18 protein-coding genes are annotated in these 21,803 nt (G+C 71.2%); 4 read left to right on the top strand and 14 right to left on the bottom strand.

Translation table 11 applies throughout. From position 1 onward, the window contains the following. Positions 1-12 precede the first annotated feature (12 nt). From ACQVFL_RS18405 to ACQVFL_RS18385, 5 genes are read right to left on the bottom strand one after another with little or no spacing between them, the layout of a single operon-like run. On the bottom strand, positions 13-1,863 hold the full coding sequence (locus ACQVFL_RS18405) for a GMC oxidoreductase (RefSeq protein WP_431727124.1): 1,851 nt from the start codon (positions 1,861-1,863) through the stop codon (positions 13-15). Next, complete coding sequence (locus tag ACQVFL_RS18400) at positions 1,860-2,936, bottom strand: hypothetical protein (RefSeq protein ID WP_431727123.1); 1,077 nt, start codon at positions 2,934-2,936, stop codon at positions 1,860-1,862. Before ACQVFL_RS18400 ends, ACQVFL_RS18405 begins: the two co-directional genes overlap by 4 nt. Before the next feature lie 16 nt (positions 2,937-2,952). Further along, the gene (locus tag ACQVFL_RS18395) at positions 2,953-3,774 is read right to left on the bottom strand and encodes an ABC transporter permease (protein ID WP_431727122.1); all 822 of its coding nucleotides are present in this window, start codon (positions 3,772-3,774) and stop codon (positions 2,953-2,955) included. Then, positions 3,771-4,595, bottom strand: a complete 825-nt coding sequence (locus ACQVFL_RS18390; protein WP_431727121.1) for an ABC transporter permease — start codon at positions 4,593-4,595, stop codon at positions 3,771-3,773. Before ACQVFL_RS18390 ends, ACQVFL_RS18395 begins: the two co-directional genes overlap by 4 nt. After that, positions 4,596-5,606 (bottom strand): ABC transporter ATP-binding protein, encoded by a 1,011-nt coding sequence (locus ACQVFL_RS18385; protein WP_431727120.1) that lies wholly within the window; start codon positions 5,604-5,606, stop codon positions 4,596-4,598. Positions 5,607-5,779: 173 nt separating this feature from the next. On the opposite strand from ACQVFL_RS18385, the gene ACQVFL_RS18380 reads away from it, so the two are divergent. Beyond that, positions 5,780-6,673, top strand: a complete 894-nt coding sequence (locus tag ACQVFL_RS18380) for an aminoglycoside phosphotransferase family protein (protein WP_396694502.1) — start codon at positions 5,780-5,782, stop codon at positions 6,671-6,673. On the opposite strand, the gene ACQVFL_RS18375 is transcribed toward ACQVFL_RS18380, so the two are convergent. Both ACQVFL_RS18375 and ACQVFL_RS18370 read right to left on the bottom strand, forming a co-directional pair. Continuing rightward, on the bottom strand, positions 6,662-7,969 hold the full coding sequence (locus tag ACQVFL_RS18375; protein ID WP_431727119.1) for a protoporphyrinogen/coproporphyrinogen oxidase: 1,308 nt from the start codon (positions 7,967-7,969) through the stop codon (positions 6,662-6,664). The genes ACQVFL_RS18380 and ACQVFL_RS18375 overlap by 12 nt on opposite strands. Positions 7,970-8,012: 43 nt before the next feature. Continuing rightward, a complete protein-coding gene (locus ACQVFL_RS18370; RefSeq protein ID WP_431727118.1) occupies positions 8,013-9,680 on the bottom strand; it encodes a thiamine pyrophosphate-binding protein in 1,668 nt (555 codons plus the stop codon). Positions 9,681-9,788: 108 nt separating this feature from the next. Here ACQVFL_RS18370 and ACQVFL_RS18365 point away from each other — a divergent pair, with 108 nt between their 5' ends. Next, on the top strand, positions 9,789-11,291 hold the full coding sequence (locus ACQVFL_RS18365) for a class I adenylate-forming enzyme family protein (protein WP_431727117.1): 1,503 nt from the start codon (positions 9,789-9,791) through the stop codon (positions 11,289-11,291). On the opposite strand, the gene ACQVFL_RS18360 is transcribed toward ACQVFL_RS18365, so the two are convergent. Together ACQVFL_RS18360 and ACQVFL_RS18355 are read right to left on the bottom strand one after the other, a co-directional pair. Beyond that, positions 11,244-12,143, bottom strand: coding sequence for a PHP domain-containing protein (locus ACQVFL_RS18360; RefSeq protein WP_431727116.1), 900 nt, complete (start codon positions 12,141-12,143; stop codon positions 11,244-11,246). The two genes, ACQVFL_RS18365 and ACQVFL_RS18360, sit on opposite strands and share 48 nt — an antisense overlap. After that, positions 12,133-13,077 carry an NAD-dependent epimerase/dehydratase family protein gene (locus ACQVFL_RS18355; protein ID WP_431727115.1) on the bottom strand — a complete coding sequence of 315 codons (945 nt, stop codon included), beginning with the start codon at positions 13,075-13,077 and terminating at the stop codon, positions 12,133-12,135. Before ACQVFL_RS18355 ends, ACQVFL_RS18360 begins: the two co-directional genes overlap by 11 nt. 60 nt (positions 13,078-13,137) lie before the next feature. Here ACQVFL_RS18355 and ACQVFL_RS18350 point away from each other — a divergent pair, with 60 nt between their 5' ends. Further along, entirely contained in the window at positions 13,138-14,619 is a 1,482-nt protein-coding gene (locus ACQVFL_RS18350) for a sulfatase-like hydrolase/transferase (protein WP_396694514.1), read from the top strand. Positions 14,620-14,635: 16 nt separating this feature from the next. Here ACQVFL_RS18350 and ACQVFL_RS18345 read toward each other — a convergent pair whose 3' ends face one another. Further along, positions 14,636-16,267: a B12-binding domain-containing radical SAM protein gene (locus ACQVFL_RS18345; RefSeq protein ID WP_431727114.1), complete on the bottom strand. Its 1,632-nt coding sequence runs from the start codon at positions 16,265-16,267 to the stop codon at positions 14,636-14,638. Positions 16,268-16,329: 62 nt separating this feature from the next. Beyond that, complete coding sequence (locus tag ACQVFL_RS18340; protein ID WP_396694519.1) at positions 16,330-17,085, bottom strand: phytanoyl-CoA dioxygenase family protein; 756 nt, start codon at positions 17,083-17,085, stop codon at positions 16,330-16,332. Between the two features lie 212 nt (positions 17,086-17,297). Here ACQVFL_RS18340 and ACQVFL_RS18335 point away from each other — a divergent pair, with 212 nt between their 5' ends. Beyond that, positions 17,298-18,491 carry a DUF455 family protein gene (locus tag ACQVFL_RS18335; RefSeq protein WP_431727113.1) on the top strand — a complete coding sequence of 398 codons (1,194 nt, stop codon included), beginning with the start codon at positions 17,298-17,300 and terminating at the stop codon, positions 18,489-18,491. Here ACQVFL_RS18335 and ACQVFL_RS18330 read toward each other — a convergent pair. The 3 genes from ACQVFL_RS18330 to ACQVFL_RS18320 are packed head-to-tail and all read right to left on the bottom strand — an operon-like array spanning position 18,436 to position 21,794. Continuing rightward, positions 18,436-19,299 carry an HAD family hydrolase gene (locus ACQVFL_RS18330; protein ID WP_431727112.1) on the bottom strand — a complete coding sequence of 288 codons (864 nt, stop codon included), beginning with the start codon at positions 19,297-19,299 and terminating at the stop codon, positions 18,436-18,438. The two genes, ACQVFL_RS18335 and ACQVFL_RS18330, sit on opposite strands and share 56 nt — an antisense overlap. 29 nt (positions 19,300-19,328) lie before the next feature. After that, positions 19,329-20,120, bottom strand: coding sequence for an energy-coupling factor transporter transmembrane component T family protein (locus ACQVFL_RS18325; protein ID WP_431727111.1), 792 nt, complete (start codon positions 20,118-20,120; stop codon positions 19,329-19,331). Between the two features lie 3 nt (positions 20,121-20,123). Then, positions 20,124-21,794 (bottom strand): ABC transporter ATP-binding protein, encoded by a 1,671-nt coding sequence (locus ACQVFL_RS18320; RefSeq protein WP_396694528.1) that lies wholly within the window; start codon positions 21,792-21,794, stop codon positions 20,124-20,126. Positions 21,795-21,803: the final 9 nt, after the last annotated feature.

Genomic DNA, 21,803 nt, shown 5'->3' with positions numbered 1-21,803 from the left:
CGGGGTGTGCCGTCAGGTGCTGAGGTGTGCGGCGAGGCGCAGCGCCAGCGCCGCAAGCGTCAGCGTCGGGTTGGCCGCCGGTGAGTTGGGGAAGACGGAGAGGTCGCAGACGTAGAGGTTGCGGTGGCCCCGGACACGCAGGTTCTCGTCGACCACTCCCGGACGCTGCCGACCGGGTGTGACGCGCCCCATCCGCATCGTGCCGACCTCGTGCGACACCCCGCCGAGCGGAGCCCAGAGCTGCTCGTACACGTCGCCGCCGAAGGCGCGGACGACATCGGCGGCGATTTTGTCGAGAGCGGCCTGGACCTGGTCGGCTCGCGGGCTGGAATGGATGCGGATGGTGGGCAGCGCGGTCGGCTTCGCACCCTCCGGCCGGGACTCGGTCCGGGTCACGGCGTTCTGCTCGACCAGCGGCGCCTCGACCATGAACACCAGCTCGCCCGGCATCTTCCCGTCGATCGTCGCCAGGTCCGCGCCGGTGAACTCCAGGGCGTTGACGAACCGGAACTGGTTGAGGTTCGCACCCAGGTCCAGCGTGACGCTGTACGGGTGGGCGGGGTCGACGTCGGCGGCGTCGGTGAGTTGCCGGGAGACGGTCTTGCTGGAGTCGAACCGGCTGTACCAGTCGCCGCCCTGCCGCACCCAGAACTTCACCACGTAGATCGGGTGGTCGGTGATGCCGCGCCCGACCAGCGGATCGTCATCGGCGAGGCCGGACGCCTGGGCGACCACTGCGGTGCCGACCGTGCCGGCGGCCAGCACCACCACGCCGTCGTCGGCCAGCCGGTAGGTGCGGTCCCGACCTGCCAGGTGGTCGTACGCGACCACGCCGGTGACCTCGCCCGCCGCCCTCTCGACCCCGACCACCTCGTGGTTCAGGTGGACCCGCAGGTTCCCGAAGCGGTCGTCCTGCATCGCGCGGCTGAGCAGCAGTTCGGCCGCCGACCAGATCCCGGCCGGCACCGCCCCGGGGACCGGTCCGCAGTACTCGATCGCCATCGGCGGATCGAAGTGCCGGAAGTCGGCCAACGCGGGCAACTCCCGCAGCCTGGCCTTGACCATCGTCTGGTACGCCGACGGGACCAGGGGAGTGACGCGGGTCAACTGCTCCGCGCGGTCGTACCAGACGTCGCACAGCTCGTCGCGGACCGTCTCCGGCCAGTCGCGGAACTCCCAGCGGTGCATCCGGGGTGCCGACGCTCCCCAGAAGAGGGTCCGGCCGCCGAGGTTGAGGCCCTGGGCGATCCGCGCCCTGGCGCTCTCGGCGTCGGCGGCCCGCCAGCGCCGCCGACCGAAGGCACCCCAGTGGTGGAAGATGTTCGGGTACACGTCGGGGCCGACCGGTTGGTACCGGGCCAGGTTGCCGGTGTGCGTTCCGAACAGGTAACTGCCCGCCTCCAACAGCAGGACGCGCGGTGGCCGGCCACCCCGCCACGGCGTCTCGGCGAGCTGGTACGCCAGGGTGCCGCCGCCGGCACCGGAGCCGACGACGATCACGTCGTAGCGGTGCGCGGTGTCCGGGTCGCCGGGGAAGAAGTGCCGCGCGACATGTGACTCGCCGACGAGGACGTCGTGGTGCCGCGCGAAGTGGACCCGCCCGTCGAGACGGCAGGTCGGGGCGGCCAGTTCGGCGGAGGTCAGGTGTAGCGGCCCGTCGAGCTGGGGGTCGCCGTCGAGGAGGACGACGACGTCGACACCCTCGGGGTGTGCCGCCGGATCGAGCGGGACCGTCCACTCGTCGGCCTGCCGGTCGTACCGGAGGTCCCGCGTCTCACCGCCGCCGAGCCGCACCTGAAGGTGATCGTCGGGCCGCAGCGCCGGCATCCGCAGGACCACCGTGCACACCGCCTCCACGCTCACCGTCCGCCACCGCCTTTCGCGGCTGTCGGCAGGCCCTCACGGCCGTGCCACTGATCCGTCTCCGGCTCCTGCGTCCGATGACGCCGGATCTCCTCGACGGCCTGCCGCAGCACCCGCACCTCGGTGTCGAAGATCCGCTCCAGGCGGGGCATGGCCTCCTCGTCGAACCGGGAGGACCGTCCCTTCTGCTCGTGCCACAGCATCCCGTTGCGCAACGCCACCGCGTCGGTCTGCATCGCACGGCAGTCGTCCACCAGCGGTGCCAGTGCCGGGGCGAGTTCGGCCAGCCGGACGAACCGTTCCGTCATCAGCCGCTTGTGCTCCCACAACACGTGCAGGTACCGGATGTCGTACGCCGCGTCGCCGGTGAGGTAGTCGCGCAGGTATCCACGGATCGGCGCGTAGGAGTCGACACCGTACGCCCGGTCCCACTCCTCCTGGAGCATGTCGACCCGGCTGCTCGGATTGGCGCCGGACAGGTACTCCTCGAACGCGCCGCCCACCACGTGCAGCCGCATCCGGTAGCTGGCGTCCGGTCGTACCCGGTAGAAGTAGACCTGGAAGCAGTCGTTCTCCACCTCGTCCAGGCTCGCGTACGCGCGGGCGAAGTCGTCCTGCCCGACCGTGGTGGTCCGCAGCGACCCGTTGGCCGTGTAGCCGTAGACGGTGAACGTGCCCTCGTCGTCGTCCACGCCGCAGACCAGCACGTCGTGGGTCTGGTGCCACTGCTGGTAGGGCGCCCGGCCGGGCAGGTGGTGCTCGTCCAGGTTGAGGTACGGGTAGTAGCCGGCACCGACGGAGTCGCGGCAGAGCGCGACGATGTCCCCGCCGACACAGGCGACCCACTCGCGGCTGGCCCGGACGACCTCCAGCCACGGGCTGATCGCGTAGTCGTAGAGATAGAAGCCGAACGGCACCGGCGAGTCCGGCGCCTTGGGGTCGAAGGCGACGTGGATGTAGTTGCTCAGGATCCAGTCCCGGGCCCGAGCCTCGGTGGCCAGGATCGCCAACGGGAAGGCGTAGAACTGGTAACCCCGGGCCAGCGGCTCACCGAGCGGCAACTGTCTTCTCATACCGATGCCTCTCCTCTCAGCTCCCGGTCATCTCGTACCGGCGGATGCCCATGTTCCAGATGCCGTAGCCGACGCCCAGCATGCCCGCCGCCACCAGCGGCGTGAGCCAGACCAACCGACCGTCCCCGCCGAGCAGGAAGTCCACCGGGATGTACGCGGTGAACGCGAACGGCAGCACCCAGGTCAGCACGGACCGCAACACGCCCGGATAGATCTCCAGGGGGAACGCGGCGAACTCGGAGAGCTGGTTGGCGGCGTGCATCGCGGGTTGGCTGGTGATCGTCCAGAAGGCGATCGAGGCGAAGATCAGCTTGATCCCGGTGTAGATCAGCGTGCCGCAGACGACCAGACCGGCACCGACCAGGACCAGCTCGGCGTCCACGGTCAGCCCGAGCCGCCGGCCCGCGTACCCGAGCAGCGCGAACCCGACCAGCAGCTCACCGAGCGCGTCGGGCCAGAAGAACCGCTCCGACAGGACGCTGAACAGCGGATTCACCGGCCGGATCAGGTGCCGGTAGAAGTCGCCGCTGCGGATCAACTGCCAGGCGACCACCCACAGGTAGTCGGTGAAGAGCCGGTCCAGCCCACGGGGCAGCAACGCGAAGCCCAGCAGGAACAACACCTGGTCCACCGACCAGCCGCCGACCGTGGGCACCAACTGGAAGATGCTGCCGATCAGCAGGACCTGGACGCCGACCCGGAGCAGGAAACCGACGCCGCCGAGCAGGAAGTCGGTGCGGTAGGCCACGAGCCGCCGGAGGCTGACCCCACCGAGGAACCAGGTCAGCCGCGCGTAACGCAGCGGGGCCCGCCGCGACGCGCGACCGGGGCCGCTCATCCGCCGAGCACCTGTACGCGTCGGACGAACACCCGCCACAGCACCGCGCACGCACCGGCGAGCAGCACCGCCCAGCCCACCTGCCCGGCCAGGATGACCACCGCGTCGGACGCGCCGTCGTACCGGCCGGTCAGCAGGCGGACCGGCGCGTACACCATGGACTGGAAGGGCAGGACCGAGGCGGCGGCGGCCAGCGGCGCCGGCATCAGGTCCAGCGGTACGAGCTGACCGGCGAAGAACACCACGACGCTCTCCTTGACGATGCGGATGCCCCAGATGTTGGTGGTGGCGATGCCGCAGAGCCCGACCAGCATGTTGAGGCTGAAGGCGATCACCGCCGAGGACGGCACCGCCGCCAGGAACAGCAGCAGGTCCACCGGGGCCGGGGACTGTAGGGGGAAGAGCACCGAAAAGATCAACAAGGTGGGCAGGCCCACCATCAGCAGATTCGTGATCAACACCGGCAGGGCGGTGAAGATCCGCATCACCGGATAGCTGACCGGACGGATCAGCGCGACGGCGATGTCGCCGCGCAGGATGTCCTGCCCGATCTCGCTGTCGACCTGGTTGGCGTGCAGCACCCCGAGCACCTGGGCGGCGATCAGGTAGGTGGTGATGCCCTCGACGCCGAAGCCGCCGGGTCCCGCGTCGGGACTGGCCGCGTAGACCGCACGCCACAGGAAGACCACCACGGCGGTGCTGGTCGCCGTGGTGGCCAGGCTGACGAAGAAGCTCGCCCGGTACTGCAGCGTCGCCTGTAGACCGCTGACCGCGAACGGCAGGTAACGACGCAGGCGGGGACAGCGGACCGCGACCGTCATTCAGCCGTGCTCCGCCGGCTGGCGAGCACCGTAGATCTCCCGCAGCACCGTCTGTAGGTCCGGCTCCGGCGCGAAACAGTCGGTCACGTCGAAGTGGTGCAGGACCCAGGTGAGCACCTCCCGGGCGGTGAGCCGGTCGACGGGGAAGCCGATCGTCACCCGCCGTTGGTCGTCGACGGAGACGGTGGTGCCGGTCAGCGCCTCCTCGATCCGGCCCGCCACCTGCTCGGGCGACTCGTCTCCCCGGTGGTCGAAGTGCACCGCCCGGTGGCGGGCCGTGCGCAGCAGCGCCGCGAGCGTGCCCTGGTGCACGATCCGGCCCTGGTCGACCACCAGCACCTGGTCGCAGATGGCGGAGATGTCACTGATGTCGTGACTGGTCAGGAAGATCGTCGTGCCGTGTTCCCGGTTGATCTGGTTGGCCAGCTCCCGCACGGCCTCCTTGAGCACCAGGTCGAGCCCGATCGTGGGTTCGTCCCAGAAGACCACGGCCGGGGTGTGCAGCAGGCTCGCGGCGATCTCCGCGCGCATCCGCTGCCCGAGGCTGAGTTCCCGGATCGGGGTGTTGCCCAGCGCGTCGATGTCGAGCAGTTCCCGGAACAACGACAGGTTGCGCCGGTAGACCGCCTCGTCGATGTCGTAGATGTGTTTGAGGATCCGGAAGGAGTCCGGCACCGACAGGTCCCACCACAGTTGGCTGCGATGGCCGAACACGACACCGATGTTGCCGCTGTTGCGGACGCGGTCGCGGTGCGGCTCGATCCCGTCGACCGTGCACCGCCCGCGGGTCGGGGTCGTCACCCCGGTCAGCAGCTTGACCGTGGTGGACTTGCCGGCGCCGTTCGCCCCGAGGTACGCCACCCGGGTCCCGGCCGACACCTCGAAGGACACCTCGTCCACCGCGGTCACCGTGGTGTGCCGCCGGCTGAACAGGGTCCGGAGGCTGCCCAGGACGCCCGGCTCGCGTTCGTACCGCCGGAACGTCTTGGTGAGCCCCTCCGCCCTGATCACCGTGTGTCGGCCCGGCCGCGAACACCTGTCGTGGCGGCGGATCGGCCCGGTCGAGTGAGCATTGCCAGACGATATGGGGTGGCCGTCGAGCGGGCAATACCCATTGATCGTCGTCCCCGGACCCGGGTGACCGGCGTGAATCGGTTGATCAGGCCCTCTGTTATCGTGACTCGATGCAGGCGGACGCGATGATCGCGGTCGACGAGGCGGAACGGATCGCCCACGCGACCGGGCAACGGGTGGTGCACGCGGTCCGCGTCCGGCGTGGATATTCCAACAACCGGCGCTGGCTCGCCCGCCTCGACGACGGCCGCACCGTCTTCGTCAAGCACGCCGACGACGAGCCGGGCGCGATCTGGCTACGCCGCGAGCACGCCGTCTACCGGCAGCTCCACGCACCGTTCATGCCGGAGCTGCTCGGCTGGTACGACGACGGTGAGCTGCCGGTACTCGTGCTGGAGGATCTCTCCGCCTCGACCTGGCCGCCACCGTGGTCAGCCGAGCAGCTCCGGGCGGTCCGGGACACGCTGGGCGACCTGGCGGCCCGCCCCGCCGTCGACGGCCTGATCCCCGCCTCGCACACCCAGTACGGCCAGGGCGGCTGGCCCGAGATCGCCCGCGACCCGACCCAGTTCCTGGCGTTGCGCGTCTGTTCGCCGCAGTGGCTGGACAAATGCCTGCCCGCCATTCTCGACGCCGCCGACTTCGCCGGAATGGACGGCGACTCGGTCACCCACCTCGACGTCCGCAGCGACAACCTCTGCTTCCGCGGCACCCAGGCGGTGCTGTTCGACTGGAATCACGCCGCCCTCGGCAATCCGCAGTTCGACCTCGCGTTCTGGCTGCCCAGCCTCACCCTGGAAGGCGGGCCGCAGCCCGCCGAGATGCTCACCGACCCCGACCCGACGGTGGTCACCCTGGTCACCGGCTTCTTCGCCAGCCGGGCCGGTCTGCCCTTCCTGCCGAAGCTGCCGCTGGTCCGTGAGTTCCAGCTCCGTCAACTCCAGGTCGCGCTGCCGTGGATGACCACGGTGTTGGGGCTGCCCCCGGCGGAGTCACTCGACTGAGCTGCCGGCCCGGTGCGCCAGGATCTCCTCGGCCCGGACCCGGCCGCGTAGCACCGCGTCGTCCGAGTTGATATAGAGCCACTCGCCGAACCGGCCCGCACAGTGGATCCGACGCCGCTGGAACTCCGCCAGCAGATGTGTACGCGCCTCGACGGTCGCCGACGTCTGCACCGGGTACGCCCGAGGCAGGGTGACCACACTCGCGGCGCTGACCCGGTCGTCGGCCTCGGCGATGCCGATCCGGCGCAGCGCGGCCAGCACCCGGTCCGTCAGGCCCTCCGGGTCGGCGCGCTTGTGCGCGGAGAAGCTCACCTCGGCCTGGATGCCGAAGCACGGTCGCGCGCGCAGCTCGGGGTTGGAGTTCGAGTTCAACACCAGCTTGTGGAACGGGATCTCCGGATCGGCGCAGTACACCCGCTGCATCTCGGTCATGGCCGGCCGGTCGAAGACCAGGTTCACCAGATGGAGGCTGTTGTGGCGCAGCTCGCCCGCGGCGTCGCGGCAGCAGTCGTCGAGACCGTCGGTACGCCGCACCAACTCGTCCAGCGGCATGGTGGAGACGAGGTGGTCGTAGCCGATCGTGGCGCCACCCTCGACCCGGACCGTCGACTCCCCGGGGCGGACCTCGACGACGCTGTGCCGCCGGATCCGCTCGCCGACCGTACGCAGGAAGCCCTGGTAGAGGTTGGCGAAGCCGCCGGTGGCCGGATAGCGCACGACGGCGTTCGGGAAGTCGGAGAAACGGTCCGGGCGCAACGCGCCGCCGACGATCGCCGCGACGTCCGGGGTGACCACCCGATTGCTGGTCCAACCCGGCGCGATCTCGGTCAGCGGGAACGCCCACAGCTTCTCGTTGTAGGGCAGCAGGAAGCGGGCCGCGATACCGGGCCCGAAGGTCAGCTCGATCCACTCCCGCAGGTTCGCCGGTGGCGCGGCGAGCGGTTGCCGACGGGCGGCCTCGTAGAGGCCCACCAGGCACTCCTCCACCACCTCCGACGGCAGCCCGTGCAGGTGACTCTGAAAGGGGTACCGGACGAAGGTGTCGTGACTGTGCACCCACGCCTCGCGGGGCTGCGCGAACACCCCCGGCTCGCAGAGCTGCTCGACCAGGTCCCGGACGTAGTCGTGCTTGGTGAAGAAGGCGTGCCCACCGAGGTCGAAGGTGGCGCCCCCGAGGTCGAAGGAGCGGCAGAGCCCACCCGGCTCCGCCTCCGACTCCAGGACGGTGTACTTCTCGTCGCCGAGGTGGTAGGCCGCCGACAGCCCGGCCGGACCTGCTCCGATGATGACGATCACGAGTCTCGTCCCTCCTGCCCGGCCGGTGCCGGTCGACGTCTCGTCATGGCTGCCACCGTGGCCGGCGCAGGTAGCCGTCGGGCGAGGCGATGGCGTGCTGGAACCAGCCGGAGACCAGGGTCGGGTCGAGCCGGCAGTCCAGCACGTACGGCCCTTCCGGGCGGGCGATCCAGTCGCGGATCGCCACCAGGTCGGAGACGTCGCGGACCACCGACCCGGCCGCCCCCAACGCCCGGCCGACGGCGGCGAAGTCGGTGGTCGGGAAGAGCGCGTCGGTGATCGGCAGGCCGCGCATCTCCAACTCCCGTGCCTCCGCGCCGTAGGCGCTGTCGTTGAGCACCAGCAGCAGGATCGGCAACCGGTGGCGGACCGCCGTCTCCAGCTCGCCGAGGGCCATCAGCGCGCCGCCGTCACCGACGGCGGCGACCGTCGGGGCGTCCGGACGGCCCACGGCGGTGCCGACGGCGCTCGCCAGGCCCAGCCCGATCGACTCGAAGTCGAACGTGCTGACCCGCGCCCGCGGCGCGGCCACCCGCAGGTGCCCCACCGCGTTCCCCGCCGCGTGGCTGCTCTCCTGCACCACCGACCGGTGCGCCGGCAGCCAGGCGTCCAGCGTGGACAGTAACTCGGTGAGGTCGACGAAGCCGGGTGCCGGTGCGCCGGTCGCGGGCTGCGGGGAGGGCGGCGGCGGATCCCACGGGCCGGTCCGGAAACCGGTGGCCCGGTGTCCGCCCCGCCGCAACTCGGCGGCGAGCGAACGGGCGGTCGCCGTGGTGTCCCCGGTCAGTCGGACGGTGACCGGAGCCGAGGCGGTCCGCCGGGGATCCACCTCGCAGTGCACGATCTCCCGCACCTGTGGGAACAGGTGCCCGCCCCGGGTGGTGTAGCGGTCCAGCCCGGTGCCGAAGGCGATGATCGTGTCCGCCGTGGCCACCAACTCGGCGGCGTACGTGGTGCAGTGCGCGCCGAGCAATCCGACGTTCCACGGCACACCGGCGAACAGCCCGTCGGCGTGCAGGGTCGTACCGAGCACGGCGCCGGCCCGTTCGGCCAGCTCGATCAGGGCCGCCCGGGCCTGCGGCGCGAGCGCGCCACGGCCCGCGAGCAGCACCGGGCGTCGGCTCCGCCGGATCACCTCCACGGCGGCGTCCAGGCCGGCGGCGTCCGGAAGCGGGTGCGGTGCCGGTTCGGGTGGACCGACCGGCTCGACCAACACCTCGACCGGCTTGCCTTGCACGTCCAGCGGCACCGTCAGCACCACCGGCCGGCGGTCGTGCACGGCGCGGCGGGCCGCCTCGGCGATCTCCGGGCCGACCCGGTGCGGCTCGTCGAGCCGACGGTGGGCGACCCCGACCGCGTCGAGCAGCGGCGCCTGGTCCAGGAACTGGCCGTAGTCGCCGTGCGTCGTGGCGGTGTCCCCGGCGAACAGCAACAGCGGCGTCTGGCCGCGCGCGCTCTCCAGGATCCCGGTGAGCGCGTTGCTGAACGCGGGACCGACACTGACCGTCGCCACACCGAGCCGACCGGTGCTGCGCGCGTACGCGTCGGCCATGGTGACGGCGTTCGTCTCGTGCCGCGCACCGATGTAGCCGATCCCGTGCCGGTGCACCATGTCGAGCAGGAAGCCCATGTTGCCCCGGCCCATCAGGCCGAAGACGTGGCGGACCCCGAGCCGGTGGACCGAGGCCGCGATCGCTTCCTGCACCCGCATTCAGGACTCCCTGACATCGAGGCGGACCGGCCGCAGGGCCCTCCAGGGGGCGGCTCGCACCGGGTTCGGAGGTCTTCGCGAAAGACAGTTCTCGATATGATTGACCTTATGATCCATTCCGAGAAGCTGTCAACGACGGCCCCGACGATCCGCATCGGCGACCGGATCAGGGAGCTGGCCGCCCGGCATCCCGAGCGAACAGCGGTCATTCTGCCGGACGCCGTCGGGACCCGCTCGCTGACCTGGGGCGAACTGGACCGGACCAGTGACGCGGCGGCCGGTCGACTGGCAGCCGCCGGGGTGGGCCCGGGCGTGCTCGTCGCGGTACGCCTGCCGATGGGACTGGACCATGTGGTGGCCACCCTGGCCGCCTGGAAGTTGAGCGCCACGGTGTTGCCCCTGGACCCCGAGTCGACCGAACGGGAGTTCGCCGTCCTGCTCGACACGGCCCACCCGGCCGTCGTCGTGGCCACCGCACCGCACGACGCGGTGACCACCGTGCCGGCGGCGGAGCTGTGGACGGCACCGCCGGTCGACTGCGCGGCGTTCCCCGCCGGCACACCCCGCTCCGCGCACGCCACCGGCGGCAGCACCGGACGGCCCCGGATCATCCTGCGCCGGCCCGACTGGGTGTACGCCGCCGAGGACTTCCCGTCGGCCGGTGACCGGGCGGTGGGTCTGGACGTCGGGCAGGTCCAGCTCGCCATGATCCCGCTGCACCACGCGGGGTTCACCAAGCTCTACCACGGCCTGGCGCTCGGCCACACCGTGGTGCTGGTGCCGCAGGTGGTGCCGGCCCGGATCCCCGAGCTGATCGAGCGGTACCGGGTCAACTACTTCATCATCGTGCCCAGTCTGATGCGTCGGCTGCTGGCCGTACCGGCCCTGCGCGAGGTCGACGTCTCCTCGGTGACCTGCGTGCACCAGAGTTCGGCGGGTGCCCCGCCGGAGCTCAAGCGCGCCTGGATGGAGGTGTTCGCTCCGGAGACCCTCTATGAGGGGTACTCCAGCCAGGAGCGCATCGGCGCGTTGTGGATCCGGGGTGACGAGTGGCTGCGGCACCCGGGCAGCGTCGGGCGACCGGTGGACTGCGAGGTACGGGTGTACCGCGAGGACGGTGGCGTCGCGGCGGCGGGTGAGGTGGGGGAGGTGTACCTGCGCTCCCGCTTCACCCGGCAGCCCAGCTATCTCGGCGACGGGCCGGCCCTGCCCGAGCGCGACGGCCTCATGAGCCTCGGCGACGCCGGCTTCCTCGACGAGGAGGGCTACCTGCACATCGTCGGTCGGCGCGCCGAGATGATCAACGTCGGCGGGGTGAAGGTCTACCCGGCCGAGGTGGAGGAGGTGCTGCGCCAACACCCCGGGGTCGCGGACGTGGCCGTCGCCGCCCGCCCGCACGCCGTCCTCGGGCAGGCGGTGCACGCCGTGGTGGTCCCGGCGGTCGCGGACGCGCCACCGGCCAAGGCGGACCTGCGGCGGCACTGCCAGCTTCTGCTCTCCACCGCGAAGATGCCGTTGACCTACGAGTTCCGGGACGCGATCCCGCACACCGACACCGGCAAGCTACGCCGCTCCACCCTGGTCGCGTCGACCGTCGACACCAGCGGCTGACCCCGGCGTCCGGATCGGGTCGTCCGGCCGGACGACCCGATCCGCCAGCCGCTCCAGGTAACGCGGGTCCAACGGCACCGGAGGCGGCTGGTACCGCGGGTAGCCGTGGTGGTCGCGCCCGGTGCAGGCGGGGATGCCGGTCTCGGCGCAGAGCGCCGCCCACTCGGCGGTGGCGCGTTCGTCGTGCCGGGGCGTGTGCACCTCGATCGCGTCGAGCAGCGGCAGCACCGCCCGCATCCGCTCCGGGCTGCGGGAGCGCCCCGGGTGCGCCCACACCAGCAGCCCACCCGCGCGGTGCACCACCTCGGCGATCTCCACCGGCTCCGGCATCCCCGCGTACGTCTCGGGTGGTTGTCGGGCCAACGCGTCGTTGATGACCTGCCAGACCTGCGGGTGGGTCGCCCGACCGGTCCGGATCACGTCGCGCGCCACACTGTGCGGCATGACGAGGGCGTCGGTGTCGTCGTACGCGGCGCTGTCCGGCACCGTCAACCCGGCCTCGCGCAACGCCGCGCGGGCGGCCAGCGCGTCCCGTCGCCAGATCCGCCGGTTGGTCGCCAGCAGCGCGGCCAGGTCGGCATCGTCGGCGCGTACGCCGTGCGCCAGCAGGTGGTTGTCGTGCCGTACCGGGGCTGCCGTGATCTCCACACCGACCACGTAGGACACGCCGAGTTCGGCGGCCCGGGCCGCTGCGGCGACGGTGCCGGTCAGCGTGTCGTGATCGGTCAGCGACACCAGTGCCACACCGGCGCGGGCCTGCACGGTGACCAGCTCGGCGGGACGGTTCCAGCCGTCCGAGAGCCGGGAGTGCCCGTGCAGGTCGGCGATGACGCCGGTCGGCTCAGTCGGCACGCAGGTGCCATTCCGCCTGGGCCCGCACCCCGTCGCGTAGCCCGACCCGGGGCGTCCAGCCCAACAGCTCCCGCGCCCGGTCGATGCACCCGCCGGTGCGGGACACGTCGCCCGGGGGCACCCCGCCGTCACGCACCGGCACGGACCGGCCGGTCACCTCCTCGACGAGCGCGATCAGGTCGGTCAGGGACCGTGCCGACCCGCCGGCCACGTTCAGCACGCTGCCGGGCGGCACCGGACGCGTTCCGGCGGCCAGCGTCGCGGACACCACGTCGTCCACGTAGGTGAAGTCGCGCAGTTGCCCGCCGCTGCCGTAGACCGGGAACTTCCGGCCCGTGGCCAGGGCGGCGAACATCCGGTGCAACGCCATGTCCGGTCGTTGCCGGGGCCCGTACACGGTGAAGTAGCGCAGCACCACGGTGGGGACCCGGCGCAGGTCGGCGTAGACCCGGCACAGGTGTTCCGCGGCGAGCTTGGTGACGCCGTACGGGCTGACCGGTCGTGCCGGTGCGTCCTCCGGGGTGGGCCATCGGTGCCCCTCGCCGTACACGGAGGAACTGGAGGCCATCACGACCCGTGGAGCCGGGTCGGTCGCGGCGGCGGCCTCCAGCACGCGCTGGGTGACGAGCACGTTGTGCGTCACGTAGTCGCCGAACCCGTCGCCCCAGGAGGTCCGCACACCGGGTTGACCGGCCAGGTGGAAGACCACGTCCACCCCGTCCAGCAGGGGAGCGGTCGGTGTGCCGGAGAGGTCGACGGTCTCCAGGTCGAACCGGGGATGGTGCCGGACCGCGGCCAGGTTGGCCAGCTTCGTCGCGGGTGGGTAGCCGGAGGTGAGGCAGTCGACGCCGCGTACCTCGTCGCCACGGGCGAGTAGGCGTTCCACCAGATGGCTGCCGATGAAGCCGGCCGCTCCGGTCACCAGGACGCGCATCGGGGTCCTCGACACCGGTGTCGCCGACCGTTGTAGATCGAGATCATCGGGATCATAATAGTGGAATCGATCGATGCCGTCGACCAGTCCCGGCACGCCGGACCGAAGGATCGGAGCACCGTGGGCGAGCAGCCGTACGACCACATCGTCTTCGTCTCAATCGACACGCTGCGCGGCGACGCGATCGCCGCCAACCCGTTGAACCTCTGGCGTCGGCGCTTCCCGGAACTGTCGGCACCCCCCACCGCCGTCCTCGACGACCTCGTCGGTCGCGGCGCGTTCTTCCCGAACACGATCACCGCGGCCCCCTACACCGCCGCCGCACACGGCGCGCTGCTCACCGGGCGCTACCCCCTGCACAACGGCCTGCACGAGTTCTACAACGGTCGGCTGCGGGCACCGTCGATCTTCACCCACGGCAAGCGGGCGGGCAGACAGACCATCATGAAGGTCGACTTCCCGATCATCCTCGGCCCCGAACTCGGCTTCACCCGGGACGTCGACGTCTATCTCGACGAGGACGACGACGCCTTCGTCGACGCCGTCGCCGCCTCCGACGGCTGCGTCGCGCTGGCCCACTTCGGCGGTGTGCACATCCCCTACGGCTTCCACAACCTCCGCTACGGCGGCCAGGCCTTCCGCGACAAGGTCGACGAACTGGAGGCGATGCTGCCCGCGGAGAAGCCGGCGTTCGTCGACCGGCTCGTGGAGAGCCATCGCGACCCGGAGGACGCCGAACTGCTGTTCCGCTACAAGCGGGCCGCCGGCCACCTCTACGAGACCGGCGCGTACGACCTGCTGATGCGGCTGTACCTGGAAGGTGTCGCGCACTTCCTGACCACCCGGCTGGAGCCCTTCCTCGACCGGCTCACCCGTCGCGTCGCCGCCACCGGCCGGCGCATGCTGCTGGTCGTCTTCAGCGACCACGGCGAGGAGTTCGACGAGCACACCAACGGGCACTTCAACTCGATGGCCGAGGCGGTGCTGCGGGTGCCCGTCGTCATGGTCGGTGACGGTGTCGCCGCCGGCCTGCACCGGGACCGCATCCGCACGGTCGACATCGTGCCCACCGTGCTCGACCTCGCCGGTCTGTCCCCGGCCGCAGACGACGCCCTGGACGGTCGTAGCCTGGCCGATGCGGCCCGGGGGACCGGTGGGCCACCGCCCGACGCGGAGGCCCTCGCCGAGGCGTACACCTCCGACCTCGGCGAGTTCATCGCCTTTCAGGAACGGCAGCGGGCCGGCGAAGCGCAGGGCCCGCTGCGTCACGTCCTGGTCGGGCAGGCCGCCTACCAGGGTCGGCACCGCCTCGTCCGGGTACCCCGCCGGTATCGCAAGTCCTACGCCGGCATCGACGAGGTGGAGACGGTCTGGGTGGAACGGTTCGACGACGACCTGGTGCCGCACGTCGATCCCGCCGCCGACGACCGCGACCTGCGGGCGCTGCTGGACGCCTACACGCTGGCCCGGAGCACCCCGGAGCCGGTGCCCGCCACCGTCGACATCCGCGCCCAGCTCCGGTCACTCGGGTACGCGATCTGACCGGTCCCGTGGCGGCTCACCCGGCCGTGGCCGGGTGCGCCGCCACCCCCTCCCGCGCCAGCTCGTCGAGGAGCCCCACGATCCTCGGCCGGGCCCGGCGCGGGTCCGGTTCGGCGGTGGGCAGCATGGCCAGGCGTTCCACCAGCTTCTCCAGCCGGAAGTTCGTCCGGGCGTCACGCCAGGGGATCAGCGGCGTCTCGTAGTCCTTCTGCCAGAGCAGGTGGACCGCCGTGTCGCTGTTCCACCGCACCTCCTCCAGCGTCTGCCGCCACAACCGTCGCGCCTGGTGGATGTCCATGCCGTTGTGCCGCCAGGAGTAGTCCGGAGTCTCCGGGTCGTCGACCTCGATGCCGAGTCGCTCGGCGTCCTCCCAGACCGGCATCGTCTCGTCCTGAAGGGAGAAGATGCTCAGCGTGAAGTGGCCCGCGTACTCGTCGCGCAGGAACGTGGCCGTCTCGCCGAAGTCGTCCGGCGTCTCCCCGGGGTAGCCGAGGATGAACGAGCAGCGGTAACCCAGGTCGCTGCGGGACAGCAACTGGAACGCACGGCGGTTGGCGGCGGCGGTCACCTGCTTCTTCATCAGCGTCAGCGTCCGGTCGCTCATCGACTCGAAACCGATGGACAACCACCGGCAGTGCGCGGCCAGCAGCCGGTCGACCGTCTCGGCGTCCCGGATGGCGTTGGCCCGGGCGAACGCCTCCCACCCGATGCCCACCTCCGGCAGCAGGTCGAACAGTTCCCGCAGGCGGGTCGGTGGCACCGTGAAGGTGGAGTCGGAGGCCCTGATGTGTCGGGCGCCGTTGACCTCGGCGTACCCGGCCCAGTCGGTGGCGATCTTCTTCGCCGACTTGTACCGCCACTTGGGCGAGGCGGCCGGAAACGAGCAGAACTTGCAACTGAAGGGGCAGCCGCGCATCGACTCGTACGGCACGATCGGCCGTCGCCCCCGCATGGTGGGGGAGGGGTGGGCCTCGATGTCCACGTACCGGAAGTCGGTGTGCGTGATGCGACCGTCGTCGGTGCGTACCACCAGGTTCGGCACGTCGCGCCAGTCCCCGCCGCCCGCGACGGCCCGCAGCAGCAGCGGCAACGCCTCCTCCGCGTCGCCGCGCACCACGCACATGACCTCCGGGTGGGCCGCCATGATCTTCAGGTACTTGAGGTTGCTGTACTGGCCGCCGAGCACGATCGGCACCCCGGGGTAGCGGTCCGCGGCCCACCGGATCGCCCGGGACATCGAGCGGTGGTCCCAGATGAAGGTCGTGGACAGCAGCACGACGTGCACCCGGGACGACGGTGTGACCGGCTCCCGGTCGCCCCGCCACACCCCGGACAGGTCGAATGCCTCGTAGTCCGTGGCGGTGGCGTCGAGGATGGACTCCAACGTGGCCGTGGTCAGGTGCGGAACGGGCGCGGCGGTGATCCCGTCGAGCCCGTCGATCCGCAGGGAACTGGATCCCCGCCCGTGTGCCGGCCGCAGCAACGGGTGTCGGCGGCCGTCGCGTTCGAACCCCAGGTCGGCCAGGGTCAGGTCGGGGTAATAGTCGGTGCGGAGCCGGTCCACGCTGTCCGGATCGAACAGTGTGCCGCGCAGCATTGACTCGTTCAGGAAGGCCGGGCCGAGCCCCGACAGCAGCAGTGCGGTCATCGCGTTCCTCTCGACGGTGGTGCGCCCGTCGGGTGGACGGCGGGCGTACCGGCAGCGGAGGGTCAGCGCACGAAGCGGTCGGTGGGGTCCTCGTGGTGCGGCAAGCAGTACGGCGGCTCCAGTAGCGCCTGCTGACGGGGACTCAGGGACTGCCGCAGGTCGGCCGCCCAATCCAGGTAGACCTTGCTCCACGCGAGATGCCCCGGCGCGTACTTGAACATCACCGACCGGCGTTCGTGGTCGGCGTGCCAGGGATGGGTGCCGTGCGCCATCGCCCCGTTGAAGATCAGCACGTCACCGGCGGCCATCGGCACGTGGTGCACCGCCTCGGCCCGGTAGTCCCAGGACTTCGGCAGCGGATGGTTGCTCTTGTGGCTGCCCGGGATGCACACGAAGCCGCCCTGACCGGTCAGCATGTCGGTGAGCGCCCAACTGACCGTGATCACGCCGTTGGCCATTTGGCCGTGGTGGAAGTGGTAGAACTCCGACTGGCCGTCGGCCTCGAGCGCTCCACCGTGCAGCGGCAGGCCGGTGGTGCCGGCCCGCATCCGGATGCCGTAGTAGCGGTCCAGCCGGGGCCGCGGCAGCAGCGTGGTCACGATCGGGAAGACCTGCTCGTGGTCGAGCAGGTCGGTGAAGGCCGGCCCCCAACTCAGGAAGCCGGAGAAGATCTGGTCGGCGAACGTGTCACCGGGCGGAGGAAGCTCCTGGTCGTCGATGATCCGATTGACCTCGCCCAGTTGCTCCGGGCCGAGTACCTCGCGGAGGACCACGAAGCCCCGCAGGTCGAACAGAAAGCGCTCCTCATCGGTGAGCACCTCGTCACATCCTCTCCGAAACGCCGCGACAAAGATCGATGGTAGACGAAGTCCGTACGCGGCACGACAGTTACCGACATGGATATATTGCTCTTGCCTCGGCCCCCGCGCAGCGCTGTAGGATCCGCCCTCAGAGGGATGCGGACGGCCCACGGCGTCGCGTAGCCGCACGGCCGGACCGGCAGGGATCGGACGTTCGGGGAGGTTCCCTCTTGGATCCGGAGTTCGTGCCACCGGGACTCGACCTCACCCACAACCGACGGGCGCTGGCGACGATCCGGGACGCCATGGAGCAGACCATGGGGCTCGCCGCGAGCGTCCTGGTCCGGATACCCGACACCGCGCAGAAGCTGGCGCTGTCGCGGGAGATCTGGGCGCTGGCCCAGGGTGCCCAGCTCATCGACGAACGGATCGCCACCCTGCGCACCAGCACCTCCGACGCCGTCGTCCCGGACACCGCACGGGTACGCCTGCTCGACCGCGTGACCCGGATCCCCGACCCGCAGCGGCAACGGACGGCGCTGGTCGGGGTCTGCTACCCCGACCTGCGCGACCAGGTGTTCGCGCACCGCTCCCGACTGCTGACCGCCGCCGACGAGAGCACCGTCGAATGCCTCACCGACGTGCTGCACCGCATCGACGTGCTGCCCTACGAGCCCGCCCTCCGGCAGGAGGTCCTGTCCCGGCTGCCGAGCGAATCCGGCACGGACACCCCCTGCCCACCGCTTCCGGTGATCCCGACGCGGCCGGGACGCGATCCCGGCCTGCGTGAGGGCCGGGCGGTGCCCCCGGACGGGCCGGGCCGCTACGGCACCATCCTCTACGACATGGCGTACCGCATCGAGCTGTGCGCGACCGAGGTGTGTGCGGCGGTCCTGGCACACCACCCCGAGGCGCCGTGGGGCCTGCGCTACGACCTCGCCAAGCAGATCCGCGACGAGGCCCGCCACTTCGAGCTGTTCATGCAACGGGCCCACGAGTGCGGGCTGGCCCCCGGCGACCAGCCGGTGCAGTACGAGGTGTGGGACAAGTTCGTCCTCGGCCGCGACCTCGCGGAACGGCTCATCATCGAACAGCGCATCGGCGAGGGCGCGGCGCTGGACAGCGCGGAGAACGTGCACCGTCGGCTCAAGGCCGACGGCGAGGACCACATCGCGATGGTGTTCGAGTACATCACCGCCGACGAGGTGACCCACGTGGCCAACGGCAACCGCTGGCTGCGTCACCTGTTGGGCAGCGAACAGGCCGTCCAGGAGGCCGAGGAACGGGTGTACCGGCTCCTGGAGGAGAACGACGCCGGGACGCCGTACAAACACCCGATCAACGCCGACGCCCGCCGGCTCTCCGGCTTCAGTACCGCAGAGTTGGCGCGGCTGCGGCGGCGGACCGGGAACGCGGACCACTGAGCGGCGGCGGCGCGTCGGCCGGCCACCACCGCTCCAGCACGCCGGCCACACCGTCCTCGCTGTTGGCACCGACCACCTCGTCGGCGATCGCCCGGACCTCGGGATGTGCGTTCGCGACCGCGAAGGACCGCCCGGCCCACTCCATCATCGGCAGGTCGTTCGGCATGTCACCGAAGGCGATCACCTCCGACCGGTCGACGCCGAGTTCCTCGGCGAGAGCGGCCAGCGCGGTGGCCTTGGTGACACCCACCGCGGAGATCTCCATCCGGGCGTCACCCGAACCGTGGGTCACCACCGCGAGGTCCCCGACCGCCGGCCGCACCAGCTCGAACATCGCGTCCGCCCCGAGCTCGGTGTGCCGCACCAGGAGCTTCACCGCCGGGCGCGCGAGCACCACGGTCAGGTCCACGATGCTCACCTCGGGCAGACCGATGTCCCACCGGGGCCGGTACCCGGGCTCGTGGACGAAGGCGTCACCGTACTCGGCCGCGAAGGCCGCGTCGGGCAGGATCCGCCGGATGTTCTCGGCGACCGCCCGCAGGCACGCCACCTCCATCGGGTACGACCGCAACACCCGCTGCGTCGGTACGTCGTAGAGCATCGCCCCGTTCGCGCAGACCACCGGCCCACGGTGCGCCGTCTCCGCCAGCACCGGCCGCAGCCAGCGCGGCGGACGACCGGTGACCAGAGCCAACGGCGTGCCCGAGCGGGCCACCGCGGCGAGCGTACGACCGGTGCGGGCGGAGACCGTCTCGTCCGGGCGCAGCAGGGTCCCGTCCACGTCGGTGGCGATCAGGCGAGGCGTCATTCGTGCTCCCTCCCGGTCGCCCCGGTGCGTCACAGCCGTCCGGGCAGCACCACGCCGTAACCGGACAGTCGAAGGTGTATCGCACCGACCAGGATGATCGCCAGCCCGCCCAACACGGCGATGTCCCGGGCGGTCATCACCGGGGTGCGGTAGCTGGTCCGGCTGCCCCGCACCGTGAACCCCCGGGCCTCCATCGCCAGCGACATCATCGACCCGTGCCGCAGCGCGTAGACGATCAACGGCACCACCACGGGCAGGAGCTGACGGACCCGGCGTACCGGGTTGCGGCTGTCCGCCACGAAACCCCGCGCCGTCTGCGCCTCGATGACGGTGCCGGTGGCGGTGACGAACGCCGGCACCAGGCGCAGCGTGGTGGAGACCACGAACGCCACGGTGTACGGCAGGCGCAGGTGCACCAGCCCGACGGTGACGTCCTCGGTGCTGGTGCACGAGACGAAGAGGGTGCCGACCATCAGGACGACGACGAAACGCAGCGCCGCGGCGACGCCGTACAGCAGCGCCTCCCGGGTGACGGTGACCGGACCCAGCTCGAACAGCGTGGTGGTGCCGTCGATGGTGAACTGCCACAGGACGACGTTGACCACGAACACCAGCAGGTAGACGTTGCGGAATCGGCGCAGGTTGCCCAGGCAGCCGGCGACGGCGGACAGCCCCAGCACGAGCAACCCGACCGCCGCCACGTAGCGGGGGTCGTTGAACGCGAACGGCAGTCCGGCCAGGGCGAGCAGGCCCAGCAGCTTGGCCCGTGGATCGAGGGCGTGCACCGGCGACGAACGGTTGAGATAGAGGCTCTTGTACACGTCTCACCCGCCCACTCGGACGGCGGCGGCGAGTTCGTCGACCGTGAGCGCGTCCACCCGCAGTTCGTCGGCGAGGTCGAGCACGGGCGGCGGCAGCACCGACGCGGCGGCGAGCACGTCGCGACGCCGGAACACCACCTCGGGCGGCCCGTCGAGGACGATACGCCCGTCGGTCATCACGACGACCCGGTCGGCGTACTCGGCGACGAGGTTGGCGTGGTGGGTGACCATGACCACGGTCAGGTCGGCCCGGTTGAGGCGGCGCAGCAGCCGCATGACCGACTGCTGCTGCCGTTCGTCGAGGCCGGTGGTCGGCTCGTCCAGCACGATCACCCGAGGACCCATGGCCAGCACCGCCGCCACGGCCAGGCGCTGCCGGTCGCCCTTGCGCAGCAGGAACGGGTCGGTCCGGCGCAGCTCGGTCAGACCGACGTCGGCCAGCGCGGCCTCCACCCGGTCGTGCACCTCGTCGTCCGGCAGGCCGAAGTTGCGCGGACCGAAGGCGATCTCGTCCGCCACGGTCGCCGAGAAGAGCTGATGGTCGGGATTCTGGAACACGTAGCCCACCTGGCGGGCCACCTCGGCCCGGGGCAGGCCCCGCAGATCCCTGCCCAACACGTCGACCTGCCCCGAATCGGGCACGAGCAACCCACTGAGGACCTTGGCCAGGGTCGTCTTGCCGGATCCGTTACGTCCCATGACGGCGGTGAACTGTCCCTCTCGGATGTCCACCGACACGTCACGCAGGGCCAGCGTCCGACCGTCGGGATACTCGTGGTCGAGGTGCCGCGCGCTGACCACGGCCGGTCCGGGCTCCGCACGCGCCCGGGTCGGCCCCGCCGAGGGGCGCAGCGGCCCGATCAGCGGCACCGCCTCGGCCACGGTGAGGGCGATCTCGGGCAGCCCGAGCCGGTCGCAGACGTCGGCGACCTGTGGCGGCCGGACCCCGTGCCGGCGAAGCAGCGCGGGGTCCCGCAGGACGGTGTCGGCCGGACCGTCCACCACCACCCGGCCGCCCTCCAGCAGCACCACCCGGTCCGCGCCGGGCCCGCCGGGCGGACCCAGCACCGCCTCGGTGTCGTGTTCCACCAGGAGGAGCGTCCGGGGCCGGCCACCCGACCAGCGCGCCGCGCGGATCACCTCGACGCGACTGGCCGCGTCGAGATCGGTGGTCGGCTCGTCCAGGATCAGGATCTCCGGTTCGAGGGCCAGAGCGGCGGCCAGTGCCAGCCGCTGCTTCTGACCACCGGAGAGCGTGGCCGGTTCGCGGTCGCGTAGCTCGGTGAGCCGGAGCAGGCGCAGGTGGTCCTCGACCCGCTGACGCATCTCGGCCGTTGCGACCGCGAGGTTCTCCAGCCCGAACGCAAGCTCCAGGGTCACGCTGGTCGCGAAGAGTTGACTCTCGAAGTCCTGGAAGACGATGCCGATGTGCCGCGCCACCTCGGCGGCGGTCAGCTCGGTGAGATCCCGGTCGTCGAGGTGCACCGTGCCCTCCCGACGCCCCCGGACACTGCGCGGGATCAGGCCGGTCAGCGCCATGGCGAGGGTGGACTTCCCGGCACCGGCCGCGCCCAGCAGCGCGGTGAACTGCTCAGGTGGCAGGTGCAGGTCCACCCCGGTCAACGCCGCGGTGGAGGACCGCCGATAGGTGAAGCCCAGGTGCTTCGCGGTCAACGAGAGGGA

Source organism: Verrucosispora sp. TAA-831 (genome assembly GCF_050780145.1).
In the GTDB taxonomy this organism is placed as follows: domain Bacteria; phylum Actinomycetota; class Actinomycetes; order Mycobacteriales; family Micromonosporaceae; genus Micromonospora.
Note: the sequence above shows the minus strand (reverse complement) of the source record. Positions and strands in the feature narration are given on the sequence as shown.